The organism is Rosistilla ulvae (assembly GCF_007741475.1).
Lineage (GTDB): Bacteria > Planctomycetota > Planctomycetia > Pirellulales > Pirellulaceae > Rosistilla > Rosistilla ulvae.
In genome coordinates this window covers 1435938-1458162 of the sequence record NZ_CP036261.1, presented here as the reverse complement: position 1 = coordinate 1458162, position 22225 = coordinate 1435938, and the positions used below count along the sequence as shown (strand labels likewise).

At 57.9% G+C, this 22225-nt stretch carries 18 protein-coding genes; 12 read left to right on the top strand and 6 right to left on the bottom strand.

The window, feature by feature from the left end:
• Nucleotides 1-744 precede the first annotated feature (744 nt).
• Both EC9_RS05295 and EC9_RS05290 read right to left on the bottom strand, forming a co-directional pair.
• On the bottom strand, nt 745-2205 hold the full coding sequence (locus EC9_RS05295) for a DUF1501 domain-containing protein (RefSeq protein ID WP_145343004.1): 1461 nt from the start codon (nt 2203-2205) through the stop codon (nt 745-747).
• A gap of 104 nt (nt 2206-2309) precedes the next feature.
• A complete protein-coding gene (locus EC9_RS05290; RefSeq protein ID WP_145343002.1) occupies nt 2310-4817 on the bottom strand; it encodes a PSD1 and planctomycete cytochrome C domain-containing protein in 2508 nt (835 codons plus the stop codon).
• Nucleotides 4818-5180: 363 nt separating this feature from the next.
• Between EC9_RS05290 and EC9_RS05285 the strand changes: the two genes are divergently transcribed.
• From EC9_RS05285 to EC9_RS05265, 5 genes are all read left to right on the top strand, one after another.
• The gene (locus EC9_RS05285) at nt 5181-6593 is read left to right on the top strand and encodes an MFS transporter (protein ID WP_145343000.1); all 1413 of its coding nucleotides are present in this window, start codon (nt 5181-5183) and stop codon (nt 6591-6593) included.
• 45 nt (nt 6594-6638) lie between these two features.
• Nucleotides 6639-7412: a ThuA domain-containing protein gene (locus EC9_RS05280; protein ID WP_246105963.1), complete on the top strand. Its 774-nt coding sequence runs from the start codon at nt 6639-6641 to the stop codon at nt 7410-7412.
• Between the two features lie 214 nt (nt 7413-7626).
• Nucleotides 7627-7863, top strand: a complete 237-nt coding sequence (locus EC9_RS05275; RefSeq protein WP_145342996.1) for a DUF4160 domain-containing protein — start codon at nt 7627-7629, stop codon at nt 7861-7863.
• Nucleotides 7844-8161, top strand: a complete 318-nt coding sequence (locus EC9_RS05270) for a DUF2442 domain-containing protein (protein ID WP_145342994.1) — start codon at nt 7844-7846, stop codon at nt 8159-8161. The genes EC9_RS05275 and EC9_RS05270 overlap by 20 nt, the downstream gene beginning before the upstream one ends.
• A 323-nt stretch (nt 8162-8484) precedes the next feature.
• Nucleotides 8485-8715 carry a hypothetical protein gene (locus EC9_RS05265; RefSeq protein WP_145342992.1) on the top strand — a complete coding sequence of 77 codons (231 nt, stop codon included), beginning with the start codon at nt 8485-8487 and terminating at the stop codon, nt 8713-8715.
• 15 nt (nt 8716-8730) lie between these two features.
• Here EC9_RS05265 and EC9_RS05260 read toward each other — a convergent pair whose 3' ends face one another.
• A complete protein-coding gene (locus EC9_RS05260) occupies nt 8731-9276 on the bottom strand; it encodes a fasciclin domain-containing protein (protein WP_145342990.1) in 546 nt (181 codons plus the stop codon).
• 444 nt (nt 9277-9720) lie between these two features.
• Between EC9_RS05260 and EC9_RS05255 the strand changes: the two genes are divergently transcribed.
• From EC9_RS05255 to EC9_RS05230, 6 genes are all read left to right on the top strand, one after another.
• On the top strand, nt 9721-10863 hold the full coding sequence (locus EC9_RS05255; RefSeq protein WP_145342988.1) for a hypothetical protein: 1143 nt from the start codon (nt 9721-9723) through the stop codon (nt 10861-10863).
• Between the two features lie 99 nt (nt 10864-10962).
• On the top strand, nt 10963-12171 hold the full coding sequence (locus EC9_RS05250) for an outer membrane protein assembly factor BamB family protein (RefSeq protein WP_145342986.1): 1209 nt from the start codon (nt 10963-10965) through the stop codon (nt 12169-12171).
• Nucleotides 12168-13481 (top strand): 3-phosphoshikimate 1-carboxyvinyltransferase, encoded by a 1314-nt coding sequence (gene aroA, locus EC9_RS05245; protein WP_145342984.1) that lies wholly within the window; start codon nt 12168-12170, stop codon nt 13479-13481. Before EC9_RS05250 ends, aroA begins: the two co-directional genes overlap by 4 nt.
• A gap of 140 nt (nt 13482-13621) precedes the next feature.
• The gene (locus tag EC9_RS05240) at nt 13622-15016 is read left to right on the top strand and encodes a sulfatase family protein (RefSeq protein WP_145342982.1); all 1395 of its coding nucleotides are present in this window, start codon (nt 13622-13624) and stop codon (nt 15014-15016) included.
• A gap of 183 nt (nt 15017-15199) precedes the next feature.
• Nucleotides 15200-16252 carry a tRNA preQ1(34) S-adenosylmethionine ribosyltransferase-isomerase QueA gene (gene queA, locus EC9_RS05235; RefSeq protein ID WP_145342980.1) on the top strand — a complete coding sequence of 351 codons (1053 nt, stop codon included), beginning with the start codon at nt 15200-15202 and terminating at the stop codon, nt 16250-16252.
• Between the two features lie 32 nt (nt 16253-16284).
• Nucleotides 16285-16896 carry a phosphoesterase gene (locus tag EC9_RS05230; RefSeq protein ID WP_145342978.1) on the top strand — a complete coding sequence of 204 codons (612 nt, stop codon included), beginning with the start codon at nt 16285-16287 and terminating at the stop codon, nt 16894-16896.
• A gap of 265 nt (nt 16897-17161) precedes the next feature.
• On the opposite strand, the gene EC9_RS05225 is transcribed toward EC9_RS05230, so the two are convergent.
• The 3 genes from EC9_RS05225 to EC9_RS05215 all read right to left on the bottom strand — a co-directional run bounded on the left by EC9_RS05225 (nt 17162) and on the right by EC9_RS05215 (nt 20977).
• Nucleotides 17162-18589, bottom strand: a complete 1428-nt coding sequence (locus EC9_RS05225) for a Na+/H+ antiporter NhaC family protein (RefSeq protein WP_145342976.1) — start codon at nt 18587-18589, stop codon at nt 17162-17164.
• A gap of 70 nt (nt 18590-18659) precedes the next feature.
• The gene (locus EC9_RS05220) at nt 18660-19742 is read right to left on the bottom strand and encodes an NAD/NADP-dependent octopine/nopaline dehydrogenase family protein (RefSeq protein ID WP_145342974.1); all 1083 of its coding nucleotides are present in this window, start codon (nt 19740-19742) and stop codon (nt 18660-18662) included.
• 41 nt (nt 19743-19783) lie between these two features.
• Entirely contained in the window at nt 19784-20977 is a 1194-nt protein-coding gene (locus EC9_RS05215; protein ID WP_145342971.1) for a substrate-binding domain-containing protein, read from the bottom strand.
• A gap of 305 nt (nt 20978-21282) precedes the next feature.
• Between EC9_RS05215 and EC9_RS05210 the strand changes: the two genes are divergently transcribed.
• Nucleotides 21283-22221 carry a DUF1559 domain-containing protein gene (locus tag EC9_RS05210; RefSeq protein WP_315852312.1) on the top strand — a complete coding sequence of 313 codons (939 nt, stop codon included), beginning with the start codon at nt 21283-21285 and terminating at the stop codon, nt 22219-22221.
• Nucleotides 22222-22225: the final 4 nt, after the last annotated feature.

Genomic DNA, 22225 nt, shown 5'->3' with positions numbered 1-22225 from the left:
CGGATCTGCGAGAGTTGCAGGCCAGGTTGTCGGACGCGCGGGGCGTTGCCCACGCGGTTAAACGAGAACTGCGAGTGGCCGCGTTGGTTGGATTCGCATTCGTTTAACCGCGTGCCCATCGGGCCGCGCGTTTTTCTGGGGCGAGCGCTGGACACTCAGTACTGTCGGTCTGCGAGAGTTGCAGCCCAGGTTGTCGAACGCGCGGGGCGTTGCCCACGCGGTTAAACCAGAACGGCGAGTGGCCGTGTTGGTAAAATTCGCATTCGTTTAACCGCGTGCCCATCGGGCCGCGCGTTTTTCTGGGGCTGACGTTGGACACTCAGTACCGTCGGCTGCGAGAGTTGCAGCCCAAGTGGTCGGACGCGCGGGGCGTTGCCCACGCGGTTAAACCAGAACGGCGAGTGGCCGTGTTGGTAAAATTCGCATTCGTTTAACCGCGTGCCCATCGGGCCGCGCGTTTTTCTGGGGCGAGCGCTGGACACTCAGTACTGTCGGTCTGCGAGAGTTGCAGGTTGTGTTGCCAGCCGCGTGGGGCGTTGCCCACGCGGTTAAACGCAATACCGTTCAACGAAGCGTAGTGGACGAGGTTACGAGTCCTTTTGCGTCAGGCCAAATCGCTGGGACTCGTAACCTCGTCCACTACATCCCGCCGCTAATTCTTTCGACGGTCCGAGGCTCCTTCGTTGAACGGTATTGCGGTTAAACGAGAACGGCGAGTGGCCGCGTTGGTTGGTGCGGGCTTGGCTAGGCTAGCACTTGGTGGATCGGTTCGGCTCCTTCGACGCCGACCAGTTTTTGATCCAGCCCGCCGAAGAAGTAGGTCAGGTGGTTGGGATCGAATCCCAGGCGGTCGAGGATCGTGGCGTGCAGGTTCTTGACGTGGTAGCGGTTTTCCACGGCGGCGGCTCCCAGTTCGTCGGTCTTGCCGACGCTGACGCCCCCCTTGATCCCGCCGCCAGCCATCCACATCGTGAAGCCGTAGGCGTTGTGATCCCGGCCGGTTCCCTTCTCGTATTCAGCGGTCGGTTGGCGGCCGAACTCGCCACCCCAGACGACCAGTGTCGAATCGAGCATCCCGCGCTGCTTGAGGTCCTTCAGCAGTGCGGCGATCGGTTTGTCGGTCTCCGCCGCGTGCAGGTTGTGGTTGACGGCGATGTCGTTGTGGGCATCCCAGTTGTCGTCGTTGTGAGCGCCGCCGCTGTAGATCTGCACGCAGCGGACGCCCCGTTCGACCAGCCGCCGCGCCATCAGACACTGCTTGCCAAAGGTCTTCGATTTTTCATCGTTCATCCCGTAATCGTCGATCGTGCGGGCGTCTTCTTTCGAGAGGTCGACCGCGTCGGGAGCGGCGGCTTGCATTTGATAAGCCAGTTCGTAACTGCTGATCCTTGCTGCCAGATCGGTGTTTTCGATCCGCGCCGCTTGATGTTGTTCGTTGTACTTCCGCATCGTATCCAACAAGTCGCGTTGCAACGCGTCGGTCATGCCGGCTTGCGGTTTCAGGTTCAGGATCGGCGATCCGTTGCTCTTCATCACCGTCGCTTGGTAGTGAGCCGGCATGAAACCGCTGCTCCAGTTCTTCGCGCCGCTGATCGGTCCGCCTCGCGGGTCTAACATGACGACAAACCCGGGCAGGTTTTGATTCACGGTTCCCAGGCCGTAATTGACCCACGATCCCAGGCAGGGGCTGCCGCTGAGGATTCGGCCGCTGTTCATCTGCAGCATCGCCGACCCGTGGATCGGCGAATCGGCGGTCATCGAATGGATGAACGCGATGTCGTCGACGCAGGTTCCCAAGTTGGGAAACAGATCGCTGACCCACTTGCCACACTCGCCGTACTGCTTGAAGTCCCAACGCGGTTCGACGATCCGGCCTTTGTTCTTATGTCCACCGCGACCAAACGTTTTGACTTCGATCGACTTGTTGTCCATCCCCTTCATCGCCGGTTTGTAATCAAACGTATCGATGTGGCTGGGGCCGCCATACATGTACAGGAAGATCACCGACTTGGCTTTTGCAGGCAGCGGCGGTTGCTTGGGGGCGAGCGGATTTTCCCATGCCGTCTTGCCGTCGGCAGCGACCGATTGCGTTCCCAGGAACGAGTCGCCAAGCATCGTGGCCAATGCGGTTCCGGTGAAGCCGCAGCCCATTTCCCAAAGAGCTTGACGGCGAGTGCGACGGCAGAATTCGTTGTTGGTTGTCATCGGATAGAGCCTGTTAGCAGGAGGGGCGTGAAAGTGGATTCCGCGTCGAGGGACCACGCTTCGGTGGGTGCGTCGCGGAAGATTCGTCAGCAGTCAAACGCGTGTCAGTCCAGATAGATAAACTCGTTCAAATTCAAGGCGACCAAACAGAACAGTTCCAAGCCGCGGCGTTGGTCGACCTGGTGTTCGGATCGCAGACGTTGCATCAGTTCGACGCCCCAGGCGATCTCTTGTTCGCTGGCGTCGCGTTGCAGCACGCGTCGCAGCGCCGCCGCGACGCGATCGGCAGCGTCTCCCGCAGGAGCTTCACGCTCTGCAAGATCGGCGAGGTCGGACGATTGTCGCACTAGATAATCGCTGTTAAACATCCCCAACGCTTGCGTCGGTTGGATCGTTGCAAAACGGACGGGGCAGGTGAAATCGGTATCGGCGGCGTCGAAGTTCATCAGCAACGGAACGCCGAGGGAGCGTTTGATGTGAATGTAAACGCTGCGTCGGGCGCGTTCGGCGTCGCTGCTTTTGCCCCAACCGGCTCCCGGTCGCGACTGGCCCGCCAGGACCTCCGCTTCGATGATCGGGTAGATGCTAGGGCCTCCCTTGCTGAGGTTCAATTTGCCGGTCGCGGCGAGCATCGAGTCGCGGATCTCTTCGGCGCTCAACCGTCGCGATTCGAATCGCCAGAAGAAGTCGTTGGTCGGATCGGCGGCAACCGCTTCGTCGCGACTGTCCGATGACATCCGGTAGGCACTGCTGGTGACAAGCATCCGATGCAGCGGTTTCAGATGCCAATCGGCGCGGATCAATTCGCTGGCCAGATAGTCGAGCAACAGCGGATGGGTTGGGGGAGCCCCTTGGAAACCGAAGTCGTTGGGGGTGCGAACGATCCCGCGGCCGAAGTGGTATTGCCACAACCGGTTGGCCAGCACGCGAGCGGTCATCGGATTGCTTTCGCTGACCAACCAATCGGCCAGCACGATTCGGCGTCCCGAGGTTTCAGGATTCGGACTGGCAGGAATCTCTGGCGTTTGGCCACCCAAGATTTCGGGGAAGCCAGGTTCCACCGGATCGGCCGGCGCGTGCGGATTGCCGCGCGTCAGCACAAACGTCGGGCGAGCTTGCGAACCGATCTCGGTCACGCACAACGCCATTCCCACCTCAGCGGGTTTGTTCCGCTCGATTTCGGCCAACCGCTTCCGGGCAGCGACGTATTGGTCGTATTTCGCTTGGTCGATCAGCTTGCCGACCCGCTTGCCCACGATCGCTTCGCGGTTCATTTGGTAAGCGAAGTCCTCGTGCTCGACAGGTTGGAAATCGGGCTGCACCTGTTTCTCGATCTCGCGAATCGTCTTTTCCAGCTCGCGACGCTCGTTCTCGTAACGCTTCTTCGCCTCGGTATATTGACGCTCTTGGCTGGGCGGAACCATCGGACGCAGCGAGTTCTGGCGGACCGAATCGCCGCTGCGAACTCCCAGCCGATTCAGGCCGGAGAAGAAGGAGAGCATCCGGTAATAATCGGCGTGCGGGATCGGATCGATCTTGTGTTCGTGGCAGCGAGCGCAATGGACGGTCAGTCCCAGGAAGACCTGGCTGGTCGTCCCGACGATGTCATCCATGTCGTCGTAAAACGCAAGCTCTTTGTCGGCTGGTTCGTCGTCCCAGATTCCCAGTCGGTGGTAACCGGTCGCAACCAAACGCTCCGGCTTAAATTCCATCTCGTCGCCGGCGATCTGTTCGCGAGTAAAATCGTCGAACGGTTTGTCGGCGTTCAGCGAATCGATCACGTAATCGCGGAAACGCCAGACCTCGGGCTTGGCGTCGTCTCGCTCGTAGCTGTTCGTCTCGGCGTAGCGAACCAGATCCATCCAGTGCCGCCCCCATCGCTCGCCGTATTCGGGCGAAGCGAGCAAGTTGTCAACGATCTTCTGATAAGCGAGGTCGCTCGGGTCGGCTTCAAATTCTTGGATCGCTTCGATGCTTGGAGGCAGTCCGGTCAGGTCATAATAGACGCGGCGCAGCAGACCGCGCGGCGAGATCTCGCCATTGGGCTGCAGTCCATTTTCAGCCAAACGATTCAAGATGAAGCGATCGGTCGGCGTCCGCGCCCAGTCCGCGTCATCGGTCGCTGGAACCGGCGGATTTTGGATCGGTTGGAAGGACCAAAACTTGCGGTCCTCGTCGGTGACGCGCGAGCCGGGAGATTCGTGAACCGGGGCGTCGTCGTCGCCGATCATGTCAGCTGGATAGGGCGACCCCATCGCAACCCAGCGGGCGATCAATTCGATCGTCTCATCGGGCAACTTGCCCGACGGCGGCATCTCGTACGATTCGAAGCGGACCGCTTCCAGCAAAATGCTCTGCTCGGGTGAATCCATGTCGATCCCCGAACCGCTGTCGCCACCGCGGATCAGAGCCGATCGCGAATCGAGTTTCAGGCCTCCTTTTTCCTTATCGCCGCCGTGACACTTGAAGCAATGCTCCTTAAGGACGGGCAGGATCGATTCATTAAAGAAGGCGACATGTTGGGCATCGGGAGCTGCAGCGTCGTCGGCTTGCAGTCCAGTCGGCGTGACAACCAATCGTAGAGCGATGACGTAAAAACACAGTCTGTTCATGATATGCTCGGTTTTCGCAAAGCGGTGGGCATGTCAGCGTTGACGCTGTGGCACAGGGAGGGTGTTCGGCATTATAGTGCGCCGGCGATGAATTTAAAAGTTTCTTGCTCGAGAATTGGGATCGAATTCGCGCCGAGAGTCGCTCGCCATCGCGGCCCACGGGGGGAGGGCGACTGGTCTTGCTTGGTGTTCATTATACGAGCGATCCGCGGGGGCGGTGAATGATTGCATTGCGGGGGTGCCCGTGACGCGGCGGTGGACTAGAATCGGCACTTCCCAAGATTTGCAACGCTGCGATTTTGCAGCGATTCGCCTCTCCTACCCTCTCCTTCCGAGATCCTGCACAACGGAGTTCGTGTCACGATGAGCACTGCCGCCCCCACGTCCCAGTCGAACATGACGACGCGATTGTCGATCATGATGTTCCTCCAGTTTTTCGCCTGGGGTGCCTGGTTTGCAACGCTGGCCCTGGCCTTGGGGAGTAACGGATTGGCGGAATTCACTGGTGGGGCCTACGAAAGCGCTCCGATCGCGGCGATCTTCGCGCCGCTGTTCCTGGGGCTGATCGCCGACCGGTTCTTCGCATCCGAGCGCGTGATGGGAGTCCTGCTGCTGATCGGCGGCGGGATCATGTGCATGCTTCCCTCGATCGCTGCCGATGGGGATGGCACGTTGATGGTCCGCTTGATGATCGCTTATATGTGTTGCTACATGCCGACGCTGGGACTCAGCAACACGATCGCCTTCACTCACATTCCCGACCAAAACCACTTCCCTAAGATTCGTGTCTGGGGAACGATCGGTTGGATCGTTGCTGGGCTGACGCTTGGATTCGCGGGATGGTCCGATTCGTTGAACATCTTCTGGTTGGGAGCGATCAGCAGCATTTTGCTAGGCCTGTACAGCTTCACCCTGCCCCACACGCCACCGCCCGCGAAGGACAAGCCGTTGGACTTCCGATCGCTGTTGATGCTGGATGCCTTTGGGATGATGAAGAGTCCCGGGTTCCTTGTGTTTGCGATCTGTTCGATGCTGATCTGCATCCCGTTGGGATATTATTATGGTCAGACCTCCGCTTACCTGGGGGCCGCCGGCTTTACCGAACCGGGTTCGACGATGACGCTGGGGCAGATGTCGGAGATCTTCTTTATGATCTTGATCCCGTTCTTCTTCCGTAAGTTGGGCGTCAAGTTGATGCTGATGATCGGTATGGCCAGTTGGGTGCTGCGTTATCTGTTGTTCGCGATGGGAGCTCCCGATCAAGTCACCTGGATGTTGCTGTTGGGCGTTGCTCTACACGGTATCTGTTACGACTTCTTCTTCGTGACAGGATTCATGTACACCGACAACAAAGCGCCACGCGAGATCCGCGGCCAGGCGCAAAGCTTGCTCGTTTTCTTGACGCAGGGATTGGGGCTGTTCTTCGGTTTCCGCTTTGCGTTTGGCGCCAACTTCCCCTTCACCAACATTCCGTTGCCAACACGGATCGGTGAATATGGAGCCGCACCGGGGCCGGAGCTTGCCGAACAGATCTCCGCGCTTCGCGCCGACGCGGCGACGCCAACCTTCCTGGAAAGCCTGATGAACATGTTTAACAAGGGCTATCCAGAGGGATTGGACACGGCAGCCTATGTCGTGCCAGCGATGCAGGATTGGAAAAACTATTGGATCTTTCCGGCGATTTTGGCCTCGGCTGTCTTCGTGTTGTTTACCGTAGGCTTTTGGGATCGGATGACCCCCGCAGCCGAAGAGGAAGCGACGACGGAAGAGGCGTAATTCCGTCGCCGGCCGCGCGACAACCTACTGCTATTCTGGAGATCGATGACGATGTTGAATCGAGCGAACCTATTCTGTCTGGCTGTCAGTTTCACTCTGGCCAGCCTGGGCGGGCTGCGAGCGGACGACGCGAAGCCGGCGGCGGCGCGTTCGATCAACGTCTTGTTGGTCACCGGCGGTTGTTGCCACGATTACGACTTCCAAGCCAAAGCGATCCAATTGGCTGCGGCCGAGCGGGGCCTGAAGGTCCAGTGGACGGTGGTCAACGATGGCGGCACCGGCACGACTGCGGAGATCGATCTGTATAAGAATGTCGATTGGTCGCAGGGCTTCGACGTGGTGATTCACAACGAGTGTTTCGCCAACACGACCGATCCCGATTACATCCGCAGCATCACCGATCCGCACAAAGCGGGAGTCAACGCGGTGGTGATCCATTGCGCGATGCACACCTATCGCGCGGCCGATGTCGACGACTGGCGAGAGTTCTTAGGCGTGACCAGCCGCAAGCACGAACACAAAAGCAACTATCCCGTCAAAGTCGTCAAGCCCGAGCATCCGATCATGGCCGGCTTTCCCGCCGATTACAAAAGCGAGAGTGACGAGCTGTATGTGATCGAAAAGATCTGGCCCGGGACGACGATCCTCGCCACATCGACAAGCGAAAAGACGGGCAAAGAGCATGGCGTCTATTGGACCAACCAATACGGCAAAGCACGCGTCTTCGGGACCACCTACGGCCACTCCAACGAGACCTTCGGCGATCCCGTTTTTCTCGACACCCTGATCAAAGGTCTCGCTTGGGCGGCGGGTCAGTAGTGCTATCAGTCGAATGCCGACCCTAAGGTTCGTAAGCCACGGCAAATCGGTGTTTCAATGTGAGGTAGCGGTCGGCACGCAATATCGTCCGGTTGTCTACGGGAACCGGACGCGATCGCGTGCCCGTTAATTCGCCCCACACAAACTCTTGCTAGCCCTGGTTCGCAATCGCGTTTGCGTTGCCGTAGATGGAGCGGAGACGTATGATGGAGTAATGCCTACAGTCTTCCGCAACGGGCCGTACCGATTGTTTTTCTATGCAGGTGATCGAGATAAGCCTGCACACGTTCACGTCGAACGAGATGTCTGTGAAGCGAAATTTTGGCTTGAACCCGTGCGGCTTGCCCGAAGTCATGGCTTTGCCCCCCGCGAAGTGAACAAGCTTGAAAAACTGATCGCTGATAATCAACAAGCACTTCTGGATAGCTGGGATGAATATTTCAACGGTTGAAACTCAAGGTCCGTCGGCTACCTCTGCAAAGGTCAACGACGAAATCTTGTTGGTGCAGTTGTCCGACGGACGCGCGATCTCGGTTCCGCTTGCTTGGTACCCACGACTTGTCCATGGAACGATTGCCGAACGCAACCGCTGGCGGTTGATCGGCAACGGGCGAGGTCTTCATTGGCCCGATCTCGATGAAGATATCAGCGTCGACAATCTTCTCTCCGGTAAGCCTTCAGGTGAAAGCCAAGGTTCATTGAAGCGTTGGCTTGAAATGAGAAGTCACGGGAAGAACGGCAATAACTAATCGCGCTATTGGGGAGAGGACGTTTGCTGCCAAACCTGCTTTGTCCGCAAGGCTTGCCCGCATGTTCTGCCGTTGAAATTACGGCATATCGAGGCTGCCGAGCACGTGGAAGCTCCTCTTTCCTCGTCGCAATCGCGTTTGCGATGACATCTTATATATGGATAGTTAGGGGCGGCTTCGTGGATCTGGCATCCGCTGGGTGGATGTTTGCTTGGGCATAGAAAGAGTCGCACTTCGGCCATCAGCGAGAGACCCTGATAGATCCGTGATTCTCCGGTTTCGGTTGTCGTGATGACCGGGCTGATTCGGTTCGTTCCTACGATTTGATCGTCAGCGGTCGCAAGGTTTGTCAGCGCCAAAAACTGGGAACTGGTCTTTACGTGATTATTGAAGATGCTGGGTTTGACCAAACGCTTCAACCGGAAACGGCCAAATTCATGCAGCAGGGCGAATCGGCCCGAAAGTGCGATCGGTTCATTCCAGCTTCGGGTATTCACGATAAAAAAGCCTTGCTGCCAGAAGGTTGGCAGCAAGGCTCTGCGGCGTTTGCTTAGCCTTTGAGTCCCGCCTTATGGCAGCAGGACGCTGTCGATCACGTGGATGACCCCATTGCTGGTCACGATGTCGGTGGCGATGACCTTCGATTGATCGATCATCACGGTGTTGCCTTCGACGGTCACCGAGACTTCTTTACCGTTGACTGTCTTGGCCGATTTCACGCCCACCACGTCGGCTGCCATCACCTTGCCGGGGACGACATGGTAGGTCAGGATCGCTGTGAGTTTGGCTTTGTTCTCGGGCTTCAGCAGGTCGGCGATGGTCCCTTGTGGCAGTTTCGCGAACGCTTCATCGTTGGGAGCAAAGACGGTGAATGGCCCGTCTCCTTTTAATGTTTCGACCAAACCGGCTGCTTTCACTGCGGCGACAAGCGTCGAGAACTTCTTTGCGGAGACGGCCGTGTCGACGATATCTTTTGTAGCAGTTGCTGCTGCCGCCGGTGCGGCGACTGGTGTGTGTGCGACGAGCCGCTGGGCGGGGCCGACGTGAATCACGGTTCCCGAGCAGACGACCTGTTGTTTGCGGCAGTTGTCTCCGGCGTAGGTTATCGTGGTCATTGCGATCATGGTTGCACAGGTGATCAGAGTTCTCATAGTTCATTCTCCAGAACGGGCGTTTTTAAACAGTCTGTGGACGGTAGGGTTTGCAGCTGCTGTCTGTCTCTCGTTGTAGAAGCTTGCGGTTAGATGACCACGAAAACATTTCTTGTTTTTGACGGAAGCGTCGACTGCAGCCGTCAGGACAAACTCGTGTTCCATTTAGAGGTATCAGCCAGTACGCATTTGCTTCCGGTTGCCAGGAGAGCCGGATGCTATCGCGTGGCGGCTGATTTGTGTGGGCACAAAACTGTTTCGCCCTGGGGCTTCGAGCAGCTTCGTCCACGTGTTTCGGCTGCCGGGAAGGATTACAATTGCAGCCCGGCGAGTTCTGGTCGCTGCAAAAACAAATCTGTGGGATGCCCGCTGCACCTGGGGCGAACCACTGAACTCTGGAGTTTCCCGATGATGTCAAAGTGGCGCCGCAATGCGACTCTGTCGCCTCTCGCCTCGATCCCGCTCTCTCTAATACTGTTCATTCACGGAGCGACGCTCTGTGTCGGGCAGCAGCACGACTTGGCAGCGTTCAGCAAAATTGGACCCGAAGGGGCCGGGCACGCCGACGCGATCGCGGCGGCGAAGCGGTTGAGCCAGTTGGGGCCGGACCGCTTGATCGACGTGTTGTCGGCGATCGAAGAAGCGACGCCGTTGGGACGGAATTGGTTGCGCGTGATCGCCGCCGATATCGCTGACAACGGCCAGGTGCCGGTGCAGCCGTTGGCTGCGTTTATCAAGAACACCAACGGATCGGGCGACGCGCGTTACGTCGCTTTTCGACTAATAAAGGATGCCGATCCCGAGCTCGCCGATTCGCTCGTCGATGGGATGTTGGATGATCCGAGTCTGCAGCTGCGTTACGAAGCTGTCGCCAAAGTCCTGCAAGCGGCCAAGGGAGCTGAAGGGGATGCGCGGGTTGCGTTGTACCAGCAGGCGTTGCAATCGGCTCGCTATCCCGGCCAGCTGACCGAGATCGCCAAGGCGCTTCGCGAGGCGGGACATCCGGTCGACCTCGCCGCTCACATGGGCTTCATCAAACACTGGCAGCTGGTCGCGCCGTTCGACAACACCGACGGCATCGGCTTTGCCACCGCGTACGCTCCCGAGCAAGAGTACCTCGAAAGCCCGCAGCACACGGTTTCGCAAACCTCTTATGCGGGCAAGCTGGACAAGGTCAGCTGGCAATCGCAAGCGACCGATGACGAGCTGGGGATGCTGGATCTGAATCCGATCTTCAAAAACGAGAAGGCTGCGGTTTGTTACGGCTATTTCGAAATCGAATCCCCCGCCGACCAAGCCGCTCAGCTGCGACTGGGCAGCATCGTGGCGAACAAGATCTGGGTGAATGGCGAATTGGCAACGGCCAACGAGGTCTATCATGCACGGACGGGAGTCGATCAGTACATCGCCGACGTGCCGTTGCGAAAAGGGAAGAACACAGTCTTGGTTAAGGTTTGCCAAAACGCTCAAACGCAGTCGTGGGCTCAGGTCTGGGAGTTCCAGTTGCGGATCACCGATCCCAATGGCAACCCGCTGCATTTCGAGCAATAAGCGACGCTGCAAACCGATCGACGGCGAGCCCTTGCGGTGGCGAGGCCGCTGTCACTTTCCGATCCAATCCAATTCTTCCTGCTTAGGGAAACCGATACGATGCGAACTATCCATTTTGCTGCCTGCCTGCTGTTGATTCCGATGACCGCATGGGGCGACGACTGGTTGGGATTCCGCGGTTTTGGCGGCCGCGCCGACTCACCGCAGTCCAATCCGCCGGCGGAGTTCTCAGCCGAAGATGACAAGAACATCGCGTGGCGATCGGAGACCGTCGGCCGTGGCATCGCCGGTCCGTTGGTCGTTGGCGATTTGGTGATCGCGACCAGTTGTGGCGGGATCGATGAACGGGACATCTCGGTCGAAGCCTTTGATGCGGCCAGCGGCAAGCGCGTTTGGGTGCGGACGCTGTTGGCATTGGGCCGGCCGTTTACGCATCCGACAAGCGCCAATGCCGCTCCGACGCCAGCCAGCGACGGCGAGAAGATCTTCGCTCTTTATAGTTCTTGCGATCTGGTCTGCTTGGATCGCGAGGGGGGAATCGTTTGGTATCGCGGGCTGGGCGTCGATCATCCCAAGACGGGCAGCGACGTCAGCATGAGCAGTTCGCCGGTGGTGATCGACGACGTCGTGATGGTTCAATTGGAATGCCAAGGGGATTCGTTTGTCGCTGGACTGGACAAGAACAGCGGGCAAACGCTGTGGCATCTCGATCGGCTGCGGGTCGCCAATTTCGCTTCGCCGATCGCGGTTCCGTTGCCCAGCGGGCGGCAGGCCCTGTTCCTCTCCTGCTCTCAGTCGGCGACAATCGTCGACCCGGCCAGCGGAGAAGTGATCTGGGAGACCGAGCTCGATTGCAAGACGACGCCTTCGGCTTCGGTTGCCGGATCGACGCTGGTCATCCCGACGGCTGGTTTGAGCGCGTTTGATTTGACGAGCGATGCACCGAAGCCCTTGTGGGAATCGGATCGCTTGAAAGCTCGCAGCGCCAGCCCGGTGATCTCTGGCAATCGCATCTACCTGGCTCAGGGATCGGTCTTGGTGGCTGGCGATTTGGCCAGCGGGGATCAGTTGTGGAAACAGCGGATCAAGGGGATCGGATCGCAGTGGGCGACGCCCGTCGCCACGCAGGCCGGACTGTTTGTATTTGATGACAAAGGGAATTGCGCGGTCGTGAAAGACAACGGCGACGATGCGGAGGTGCTGGCGGTCTCGAAGATCGACGGCCCGATGCTCGCCTCGCCAGCTGTCTCCGGCGACGCGATCTATGCCCGCACCGAAAACGCACTTTGGAAAATTGCCACGAAATGAGTGAGTCCTCGCAAACGACTGTCGAAGTTCAACCCAGCGGTCAGGTCAACGGATCGATCCGCCCGCCGGGATCCAAGAGTCTGACGAACCGGGCGCTGATCTGCGCCGCCCTGGCCCGTGGCACGACGCATCTGACAGGTGTTCTCCGCAGCGAGGATACCGAGGTGATGATCGATGCGCTGCGTCAGTTGGACGTGCGGATCGATCTCAGCCCCGATGGCCGCGTTGCCGACGTCTGCGGGATCGGCGGGTCCGACGCGTCGCACAAGGCGGAGGTCTATGTCGCCAACAGCGGAACGACGATCCGGTTCTTGACGGCGATGCTTTCCGCGCTCGGCGGCAGCTACCGTTTGCATGGCATCGACCGCATGCACCAGCGACCGATCGGCGATCTGTTGACAGCGATCAATCAGACCGGCGGTGGTGCCAGCAGCGAGCAAGGGGATGGATGCCCGCCGGTTCTCATCGACAGCCAGGGTTGGCAGGGCGGCAAGGTGACGGTCGGCGGGAACGTCTCCAGTCAATACCTCAGCGGCATCATGATGGCGGCGCCGTTGAGTCGCAGCCCGCTGGAAATCCACGTCGAGGGTGAACTTGTGTCGCGACCCTACGTCGACATGACGCTGGCGGTGATTCGTTCCTTTGGCGTCGACGTGACCGAGACGACTCCGGGCGTCTTCGCGGTCCAAGCCCCCTGCGTCTACGAAGCGATCGAATATGACATCGAACCCGATGCGTCGGCGGCCAGTTATTTCTGGGCGGCAGCGGCTGTGTCTGGTGGAACGGTTAAAGTCGAAGGGCTGACGCGGGCCGCGTTGCAGGGAGACGTTGGCTTCGTCGACTGCTTGGCCAAGATGGGCTGCACCGTGACCGACGCACCCGACGGGATCACCGTCGCCGCCGAGGGCCCACTGCGTGGGATCGATGTCGATATGAACCAGATCAGCGATACCGTGCAAACGCTGTCGGTTGTCGCTCTGTTTGCTGAAGGGCCAACGACGATCCACGGTGTCGCGCACAACCGCTTCAAGGAGACCGATCGGATCACCGACCTGGCGACCGAATTGCGGAAGTTGGGGGCGACGATCGAAGAGTTTGACGACGGGCTGAAAATTACCCCAGGCCCGCTGCGAGCGGCTACACTGGAGACCTACAACGATCACCGGATGGCGATGAGCTTTGCCGTCGCGGGGCTGCGAGCTCCCGGCATCCGGATCGAAAACCCGGCCTGCACCGCCAAAACGTACCCCGAGTACTTTGCCGATCTGCAGCGATTGACCGGCCAAAGCCATCATTGGACTGCAGGCTGATCGAGGTCGTCGTTTGTGCTGATGGTCGCCTTTCGCTCCGCGAAAGAGCGCACAGCAAACGCTCTTTCGCGGAGCGAAAGGCGACTGCCGATGCGCTCTCAAGCTGTTTGAAAATTTCCCCACATCGAGAATCACAATCCATGAAACCTCAACCCCATTGGCGTCGGCCGATCTTCTTCGCACTGTTTACATTTGTCACGGTTTGCAGCATCGGTTGGACGCGATCGAGCCACGCGGCCGACACGACAACTCCGCCAAACATCGTGATGTTGATCTCCGACGATCAAGCCTGGGGCGACTACAGTTTTATGGGGCACGACGCAATCCAGACGCCCAATCTGGATCGGCTTGCCAAACAGAGCGTCTTGTTCCGGCGCGGTTACGTGCCGACAGCACTCTGTCGTCCCTCGTTGCTGACGTTGATCAACGGTCGCTACGCGTCGCAACATGGCGTGACCGGGAACGATCCATCGCCGAAATATTCGAAGCCTGGAACACCTGAAAACAATCAGCAACGTGCTCAACTGATCTCTTATCTCGACCGCTTCCCTACCGTCCCGCAGATCCTCGGCCGCGACGGCTACTTGAGCATGCAGTCGGGCAAATGGTGGGAAGGCAACTACAAACACGGCGGGTTCACCCACGGCATGACTCGCGGTTTTCCCCAGCCCGGCGGTCGACATGGCGATGACGGACTGAAGATCGGCCGCGAGGGGATGCAGCCGGTGACCGAATTCATCGACATGGCAGTCGAAGAGAAGAAGCCGTTTTATCTGTGGTACGCTCCCTTCCTGCCCCACACGCCCCACAATCCACCGAAACGACTCTTGGACAAATACACGCAGGCTGGGCGTCCCCCATCGGTCGCTAAATATTATGCGATGTGCGATTGGTTCGATGAGACATGTGGTCAGGTGATCGATCATTTGGATGCGAAGGGATTGCGGGAGAACACGCTGATCGTCTACGTCACCGACAACGGTTGGATTCAAGATCCCAACAGTTCACGTTACGCGGCGCGATCGAAGCAGACGCCTTACGAAGGGGGAATTCGCACGCCGATCATGTTCTCTTGGCCGGGCAAGCTGAAGCCGGCCGAACGGGATGAACTGTGCAGCAGCCTGGATATCGTGCCGACTGTCTTGGCGGCGGCGGGAGCTGAATTGCCCGCGGGGCTGCCGGGGCTGAACTTGATGCCTGAAATGACGAGCGGCGAGAAGATCGACCGTCAGCGGATCTTCGGCGAAAGCTTCGCCCACGACATCGCAGACATCGAAAATCCCGAGGCGTCGCTGCTGTATCGCTGGTGCATCGAAGGGCGTTGGAAGCTGTTGCTGACCTACGACGGCGAAGTCAATCGGTATCAAACGACCCATCCCCGGACCGAGCGGCGTCCGCAATTGTTCGATCTGATCGCCGATCCGGCAGAGGAGAAGAACCTGGCGGCGGAGAACCCAGCGGTTGTCAAGCGTCTTGCCGATGCGATCGAGGCATGGTATCCAGTAACCCAACGTAAAACACAAACCACGTTTTAATCCCGGTTGCTAAATCTCTTGATTCGTTGGGGTTGTGTGCCACCGCTTCCAGCCCCGACGACGATTCTTAGGTCCTTTTTCTTATAAGAGACCAAGCAGTCCCGCCGGGCGGGACTGCGCCAGAACTTGGCCAGGGCGGCACGCCAACGCAGCCAACGGAAGCCTCCAGCCAAGCCAAGTCCTGTGAGCGAACTCGATCTCTACGATTACCAGTTGCCCCGCGAGCTGATCGCGCAACATCCGCTGTCCCAACGCGCCGACGCCCGTTTGATGGTCGTCGACCGCCGCAGCGGATCGATCGAACATCATTACGTTCGCGATCTGCCGTCGCTTGTCGAGCCGAATGACGTGATGGTCTTCAACGACAGCCGCGTGATCCCTGCGCGATTGGTCGGGCGGCGGTCGCAAACCGGCGGCCGCTGGCAGGGACTGTTCGTCCGCAAAGACAACGAGACCGGGCTGTGGGAGATCCTCAGCCGGACTCGCGGCAAGTTGAAGGTCGGCGAATCGATCACGTTGGAAGATCGCGACGCGCGACCTGTGGAGACTTTGGAAGTGATCGCCCGGCTGCCCGACGGACACCTTGCCGTGCGACCGGGTAGCGATGGCGAACCGGCTGAATTGTTGGAACGCTTCGGCCGCGTGCCGCTGCCTCCGTACATCCGCGAAGGGCAGATGGTCGATGACGATGTGAAGACTTACCAAACGGTCTTCGCTCGCGATCCCGGATCGATCGCCGCGCCGACGGCCGGGCTGCACTTCACTCCGGAACTGCTGAAGCAATTGCAGGCCAAGGGAGTTCAATCGCATGCGGTCACGCTGCACGTCGGGATCGGCACCTTCCGCCCCGTGCAAACCGAAACGCTCGACGAGCACGAGATGCATTACGAGTGGGCCAGCATCTCCGCCGAGACGGCAGAGAAATTGAACGCCGCCCGAGCTGCTGGCGGCCGCGTTCTGGCGGTCGGGACGACTTCGGTCCGGACGCTGGAAACCGTCGCCGCGGAAAACGATCAACTGGTTGGCTGGACTGGCATGACAAATCTGTTTGTCCGCCCGCCGTACAAGTTTGGAGCTGTCGATCGCATGCTCACCAACTTTCATCTTCCCAAGAGCACGCTGTTAATGCTGGTCAGTGCCTTCGCCGGACGCGAACTGATCATGGAAGCGTATGCCGCGGCGATCGCCGAAGAGTATCGCTTTTTCAGCTACGGCGACGCGATGCTGATCATTTAGACACGACCAATCCAATTGTTAGGAATCAATCGATGAGTACAGAAGAGCAGATCCTTGTTATCCCGACTTCGGTGATCGAAGCGTTGGGAGCGTTTGAAGGCTTTGAGCCCGATGTCGACCGCTACCTGAAGCCGCTGTTGGCGAGCGACCAGTTGAGCTTTCAACCACGCAGCCAGATGGAAGAGGATCCGTCGTTCAAGCAATTGATTCCTTATGTCGTCTTGGAGTGGACCGATGCGGAAGGCCAGGTGCATCTGTTTCGCTACACCCGTGGCAGCGGCCAAGGGGAAAAGCGATTGCACGCGAAGCGAAGCGTTGGGATCGGCGGGCACATCTCGTCGGAAGACGCCGACAGCAGCGACTTGTATCGGACCGGAATGCTGCGGGAATTGAACGAAGAACTGGTGATCGAATCGAAGTACGAAGAACAGGTCGTCGGTTTGATCTACGACCCGTCGACCGCTGTCGGCCGAGTTCACTTGGGGGTCGTCCATCTGATGAAAATGGAATCGGCTGACGTCCGGAACAACGAATCGGGGCTCGTCGATTCGGGCTTCGCACCGCTGGCGGAGCTGATCAGCCAACGCGACCATTTCGAAATCTGGTCCCAGTTGTGTCTGGATCATTTGTATCCACAGACCTAGCGCCGGAGTGAAGGCTTCAGCCGATCTGGCTGCAAACGGTCTAAGAAACGGCAAAACGACGCGTCCCCGCGCGTCTCAGCCCCCAGATTCGACGACAACAATTCGCCTGCTGCCCCGCCGCGGACTCGGGCTCCAGGCGACACGTTTACGAAATCTGCGACGGTGACGTATCGCACCCACCCTCGTTTTCCGGGTGCTAGCCATTCAATGGACGCAGCATGTTAGCAGCGGCTTGAGTACCGATCGCGCGGCCGGCGTTGGTTCTTTAGCTCGCGTCGATGTAACAATATCCCAGTGTCAGGTACGCCGCTGCGGCGAACGTCGCAACCAGCAGCGCGTAGGGAAGTTGCGTGGTGACGTGGTCCATGTGATCCGCTCCCGCTCCAAACGATGCCAGGCTGGTGGTGTCGGAGATCGGCGAGCAGTGGTCGCCAAATAGCGCGCCTCCGGTCAGCGATCCAATCGTCAAAAGGACGCTGCCAGAAACGACATCGCCCGCCATCGCGAGCGCCAGCGGCATCATAAAGGGAGTCATGATGGCGTAGGTTCCCCACGACGTGCCGGTGAAAAACGAGATCAACGCAGCGGTCCCAAACGTTACCAGAGGCAACAGGCTGGCTGTCATCCACGGTTCGACGGCCGAGAGTACAAACTGGGGAGCCCCCAGGGACTTCGAGATCGAATTGATACAGTAGGCTGCCGCCAGAATGAGAACCGCTGGCAAGACAGCTTTCATGCCATTGAGCGCCACCGACATGCCGTCTTTCGTGCTGGTAAAGTGTTTGCCAAGCGACATCGCAATTGCCATGTAGGCGATCGCCGCCAGGAACGCTTCGAGGATCTTTGTCGAACCGGTGAACCAAAACGTCCCCAATGAAATGCCGACAATCATCAGATTCGGAATCAGGAAGAAGAGCAGCAGGTTGGGTTTGCCACGATCGCTTGGCGGGATCATGTCGAATTCGATTCCAGTGAGTGGTGTCGCGCCGTCGCGGAGCACCTTGCCCGTTGTCTGCGCCCGCAACTCCGCTTTCCGCATCGGTCCGAAGTTGGGGAAGAGCCGGAATGCGACTAGCCCCGCCATGATCACGGTCAGCCAACCGTAAATGTTGTAGGGAATTGATTGAATGAATACCGCCATGCCCTGTTCGGCCGTTTCGACAGGACCATAACCTTGAAGCAGTGCGGCGATGTAGACCGCCCAACCGCTGATCGGGATCAGGGTGCAGATCGGCGCACTGCCCGAATCGAGAATGTAGGCAAGCATTTCCCGCGAGACCTTGTGGCGGTCGGTCAACGGTCGTGTGATCGGCCCGCTGAACAATGGACTGAAGTAGTCGCTGAAGAAGACACAACCACCCAAGATCCACGCAAAACCGGTCGCTGACCGCGGCGAGCGAACTCTCTTTAACGCCCAATCGGTAAACGATTGCATCGCCCCAACGCGAATGTAAAACGCGATCAGAGTGCCGACCGACAGTTCGATCAGCATCACCCAGATAAAGTCGTCGTTTCCGAGCGATTCCCGCAGCAGATGGGCCAGCCCAGTGATCGGGTCATAGCCCGCCAAAACGACGCCGACAATCGATCCAAACAACAGCGACAGGACGGCGTCCTTCAGAACAAAGGCAACAGCCAACGCAACCACGACAGGCAGCAACGACAAAAATCCGATCTCTAATTCAGTACCCACGAGGCTGGTTGCCTTTCATTCGTTGCAATCTGTTCCGCCACCGAGAACCTGCGGTGTCGGTTGTTTGGTGTTACGCCAACACCCCGGACAGCTCCTCGGCCGAGTGTTTCGACAATCCGTAACGGCTCATCGTCCGCGGTGCCTCGGCCAGATAGTCGCGATCCATCACCACCGAGACGACCCGAATCAGCGCCGAAATGTTGGAGACATCGACATCCAGTTGTTCCCCCAAGGACTTCAGGAAAACCAAACCAAAGCCAACGTCCTCTTGGAAGTAGCGGTTGTCGAGCTTTTGCTGTGCCTTGATCCCCGCAAACCCCCGGGCGGTCGAGAAGCCTTCGTCGTAGTTGGCGACCTGCATGTAACCTTGCAGGCAGCCGAGTTCCGGATCGGGAATGATCTTCAGCCCCAGCTTGTTGCCGATCGCAATTCGTTCCTCGTCAATCGCAGCCATCAAACGTCCAACGGCGGGCGTGACTCCCTCTTCGTAGAACAATAAATCGCCGCCGGTTCGTTCGATCAACGCCGCATTCAGCAGGGTGACCGCGGGATGGATGACCGGGTTTCCGTTCTGCAAGCTGGTCTGCAGCACGTTGGTCGCAGGTGCGATGCAGGGATAGACATCGCTGATTCGGTTCAGCACTTGAGCCGTGTGCTTGGCTGGATAGGCCGACAGGAAAACGCCAGCTTTCAGCTTGAGGAAGACGCGGATTTTCCCTGGCTCGGTGATTCGCACAGCGTACGGAAGGGTCGACGTTTCGGCGACAATGATCCCATCGTTTTCCAGATCGATCCCGGACGCTTTGACAAATTCGAAGCTGCCGCCGCAGGAACTGGGGCAGATCACAACCATTTGCCCCGATCGCAGGTGCGGCTTGCATGCGTCGGCAAACGGCCCCGTGCTGTATGCCGGCCCCACCGCAAAGATCATCTCCGCTCCATCGAGCACGTGGGCGAGATCCGTTCCGGCGTAGTCCACTGCCGCGAAACCTTCCAATTGGCCTTCGCTGTGAATGCCGCCATTTTGACTGATCGCGGTCGTGTTTTCCGTAAACTGCTCAAAGTCGAAAATCCGCACGGTGTGTCCGTGCTGGGAAAAATCAAAGGCCATGGCGCAACCACCATTGCCCGAACCCAAAATAGCGATTTGCATAACGTTTCCTCGTTCGTTGCTCTGTCTTGTTGGCAAAGGGTTTAGTGTTGCATTCGTTTGCGGTAGGAAAGTGGCGTTTCACCCAGCGTCTTTTGGAAACTGCGACACAATTGCGATGCGCTGGAGTATCCACAGGATGCTGCGATTTGTTCGATTGTCATGTCGGTGTTTGCCAGTTGCGTCTGCGCTTGTTCAAATCGAACTTTTCGAATTTCGTGTCCCAGCGTATGGCCGATCGTCTCAAGAAATTGTTGTTCCAGCGAGCGTCGAGAAATCGGTATGTGATTCAAGACATCCGAGACGTTGATTCCCAAACTGGCATTCTGGCGGATGAAACGGATCGCTTGCACGATCTCCGGGCTTTCGTATTTCAAAATGTCTGTCGATTGGCGAACGGCAACATGCAAGGGCTTGATGCGGATCGGTTCCCGAGGTGCATCGGCACCATCCATCATTTGGTCAAGCATTGCCGCAGCCTCAAATCCGTGTTGCTTTGCAGCCAACACGATTCCAGACAATGGTGGGCTGGAAATCGAACTCAACAGGCCGTCATCGTCTCCCGTGAGAACTGCGACATCGTCGGGCACACTGATCTTTAAGAAGTGACACCACTCGGTGATCAGGCGTCCCTGTCGGCCATCGGCAGCAAACACGCCCGTTTTGGGTGGCAGTTTCGTCAGCCAGGTTTTGATCAAATCCTGTTGCGTCTCCCAGTCGTGTTTGAACCACGTCTTGTCGCGGTACTTCCAGAACAGTTCACACGTCTGCCTCGCTTCTCGCAATTTCTTTTGAACCTGCTCAAAACGTTTTTGGGAGTACTGTGGGTGGGGGGGATTGAAACAAGCGAGTTTGTCGCGTTCAAGCGACAGCAGGTGTTTGACGATCAAGTCGGCACGCGCTTCGTCATCCGTTACGACATTGGCAATCAACGGATTGTAGGTTCCGGGGGTAATGGTTTCTAAGTCAACGATTGGAATCTTGTAGCTCAAATGCTGACGACGCGCCTGCAGCGAAAGGAACCGCGACAGGATCCCGTCGCCTCGCCAACCGGGTGGCAGTTGCAGCTTGCCTTGTGCATCTCGCGGCGCGCACAACAACCTCCAGCCTCCATGTCGCTTGGCGTATTCGGCAATACCTTCAATCGCGGCGAGGCTCCAGGTCCCTTCCGGATCAAACAAAATCGCCACCGAGCGCTCACCGCGAAATGGTACAGGATCGGTTTGCTGTTCTGCCATCGTTGCGTCGGCTCAAGGCAATTAAAGAAGCATCGTGTAAGAGCGAGAGTACTTGCAGATGCTTATATGAGAAACGGTCTTTGGCAAAATTCCCAAAGTTCTTCACGTGCGCAAAGTGGCTATCGCTTTGCGCAAATTTATCATTGTAATGCAGGACTTGCAATCCTAAGCTTGCAACATCGACTGCTCTGATTTGTCCAGGCGAGTTAGCGATACGAACTCGCATTCATGCGTCACGCAAACCAAACGGATTTGTATAGGTTGCGGATGTGTCTATCCATTGTTTTCCGACGAACTATTTAGGTATGCCAATGACAACCTGCAAACGTGTTCCTTGCTCCTGCCCTTCCCAAAGACGGGGTTTTACGCTTGTCGAACTGTTGGTGGTGATTGCCATCATCGGAATCTTGGTTGGACTGTTGCTTCCCGCTGTGCAAGCGGCTCGTGAAGCCGCTCGACGGATGAGTTGCACGAACAATTTAAAACAGATTGGACTGGCGCTGCACAACTACCACGACACTTATCAAAAACTTCCACCAGGACTGATCGATCATTCAAGTTCGCAGTCGAGCGCGAAAGCGGGTTGGGGCTGGTCGGTTTTTATCCTGCCTGCAATTGAACAGTCGCCGTTGTTTGACGCGTTGGAAGTCAATACGAAGTCACTGGATGAACATCGCGGCAGCACCACCGAAACAGTGACGACCGTGCAGACGACCACGCCATTGTCTGTCTTCGAATGTCCGTCGGATCCTGGCCCCAGCATCAACACGAAGCGTGGTGGACATGCGAAAACCAACTACGTCGGCGTGTTTGGAAGTGGTTTTTCGACCTCTAGTGCAGGAGGCGGCTACCATGATTCCAATGCAAAAAGTTCGCAGTTTAATGGGCTTTTTGCTGGCAACAGCAAGGTCCGTTTCCGTGACATCCTGGATGGACTCAGCAATACATTTGCCGTTGGGGAAGTGGAGTCGCTGAACAAAAATGCCGGCGTTTGGGTCGGAAATTATGGCCCCAATCGATGGGGTGGCGTCTACTTTGACGCTCGGATCGGGACGCTGATCAATGCGACTTCCGGGACCAACCCAAGCTGGGCGAGTACCGCAAACTTCAGCAGCTTTCATCCCGGCGGCGCACATTTTGTGAAGGCCGATGGATCGGTTGGATTCATCACAGAGAACATCGACGGTCGCACCTATGAAAATCTCGCCAGCCGCAACGATGGCAAGGTGATTGGCGAATATTAGTGCG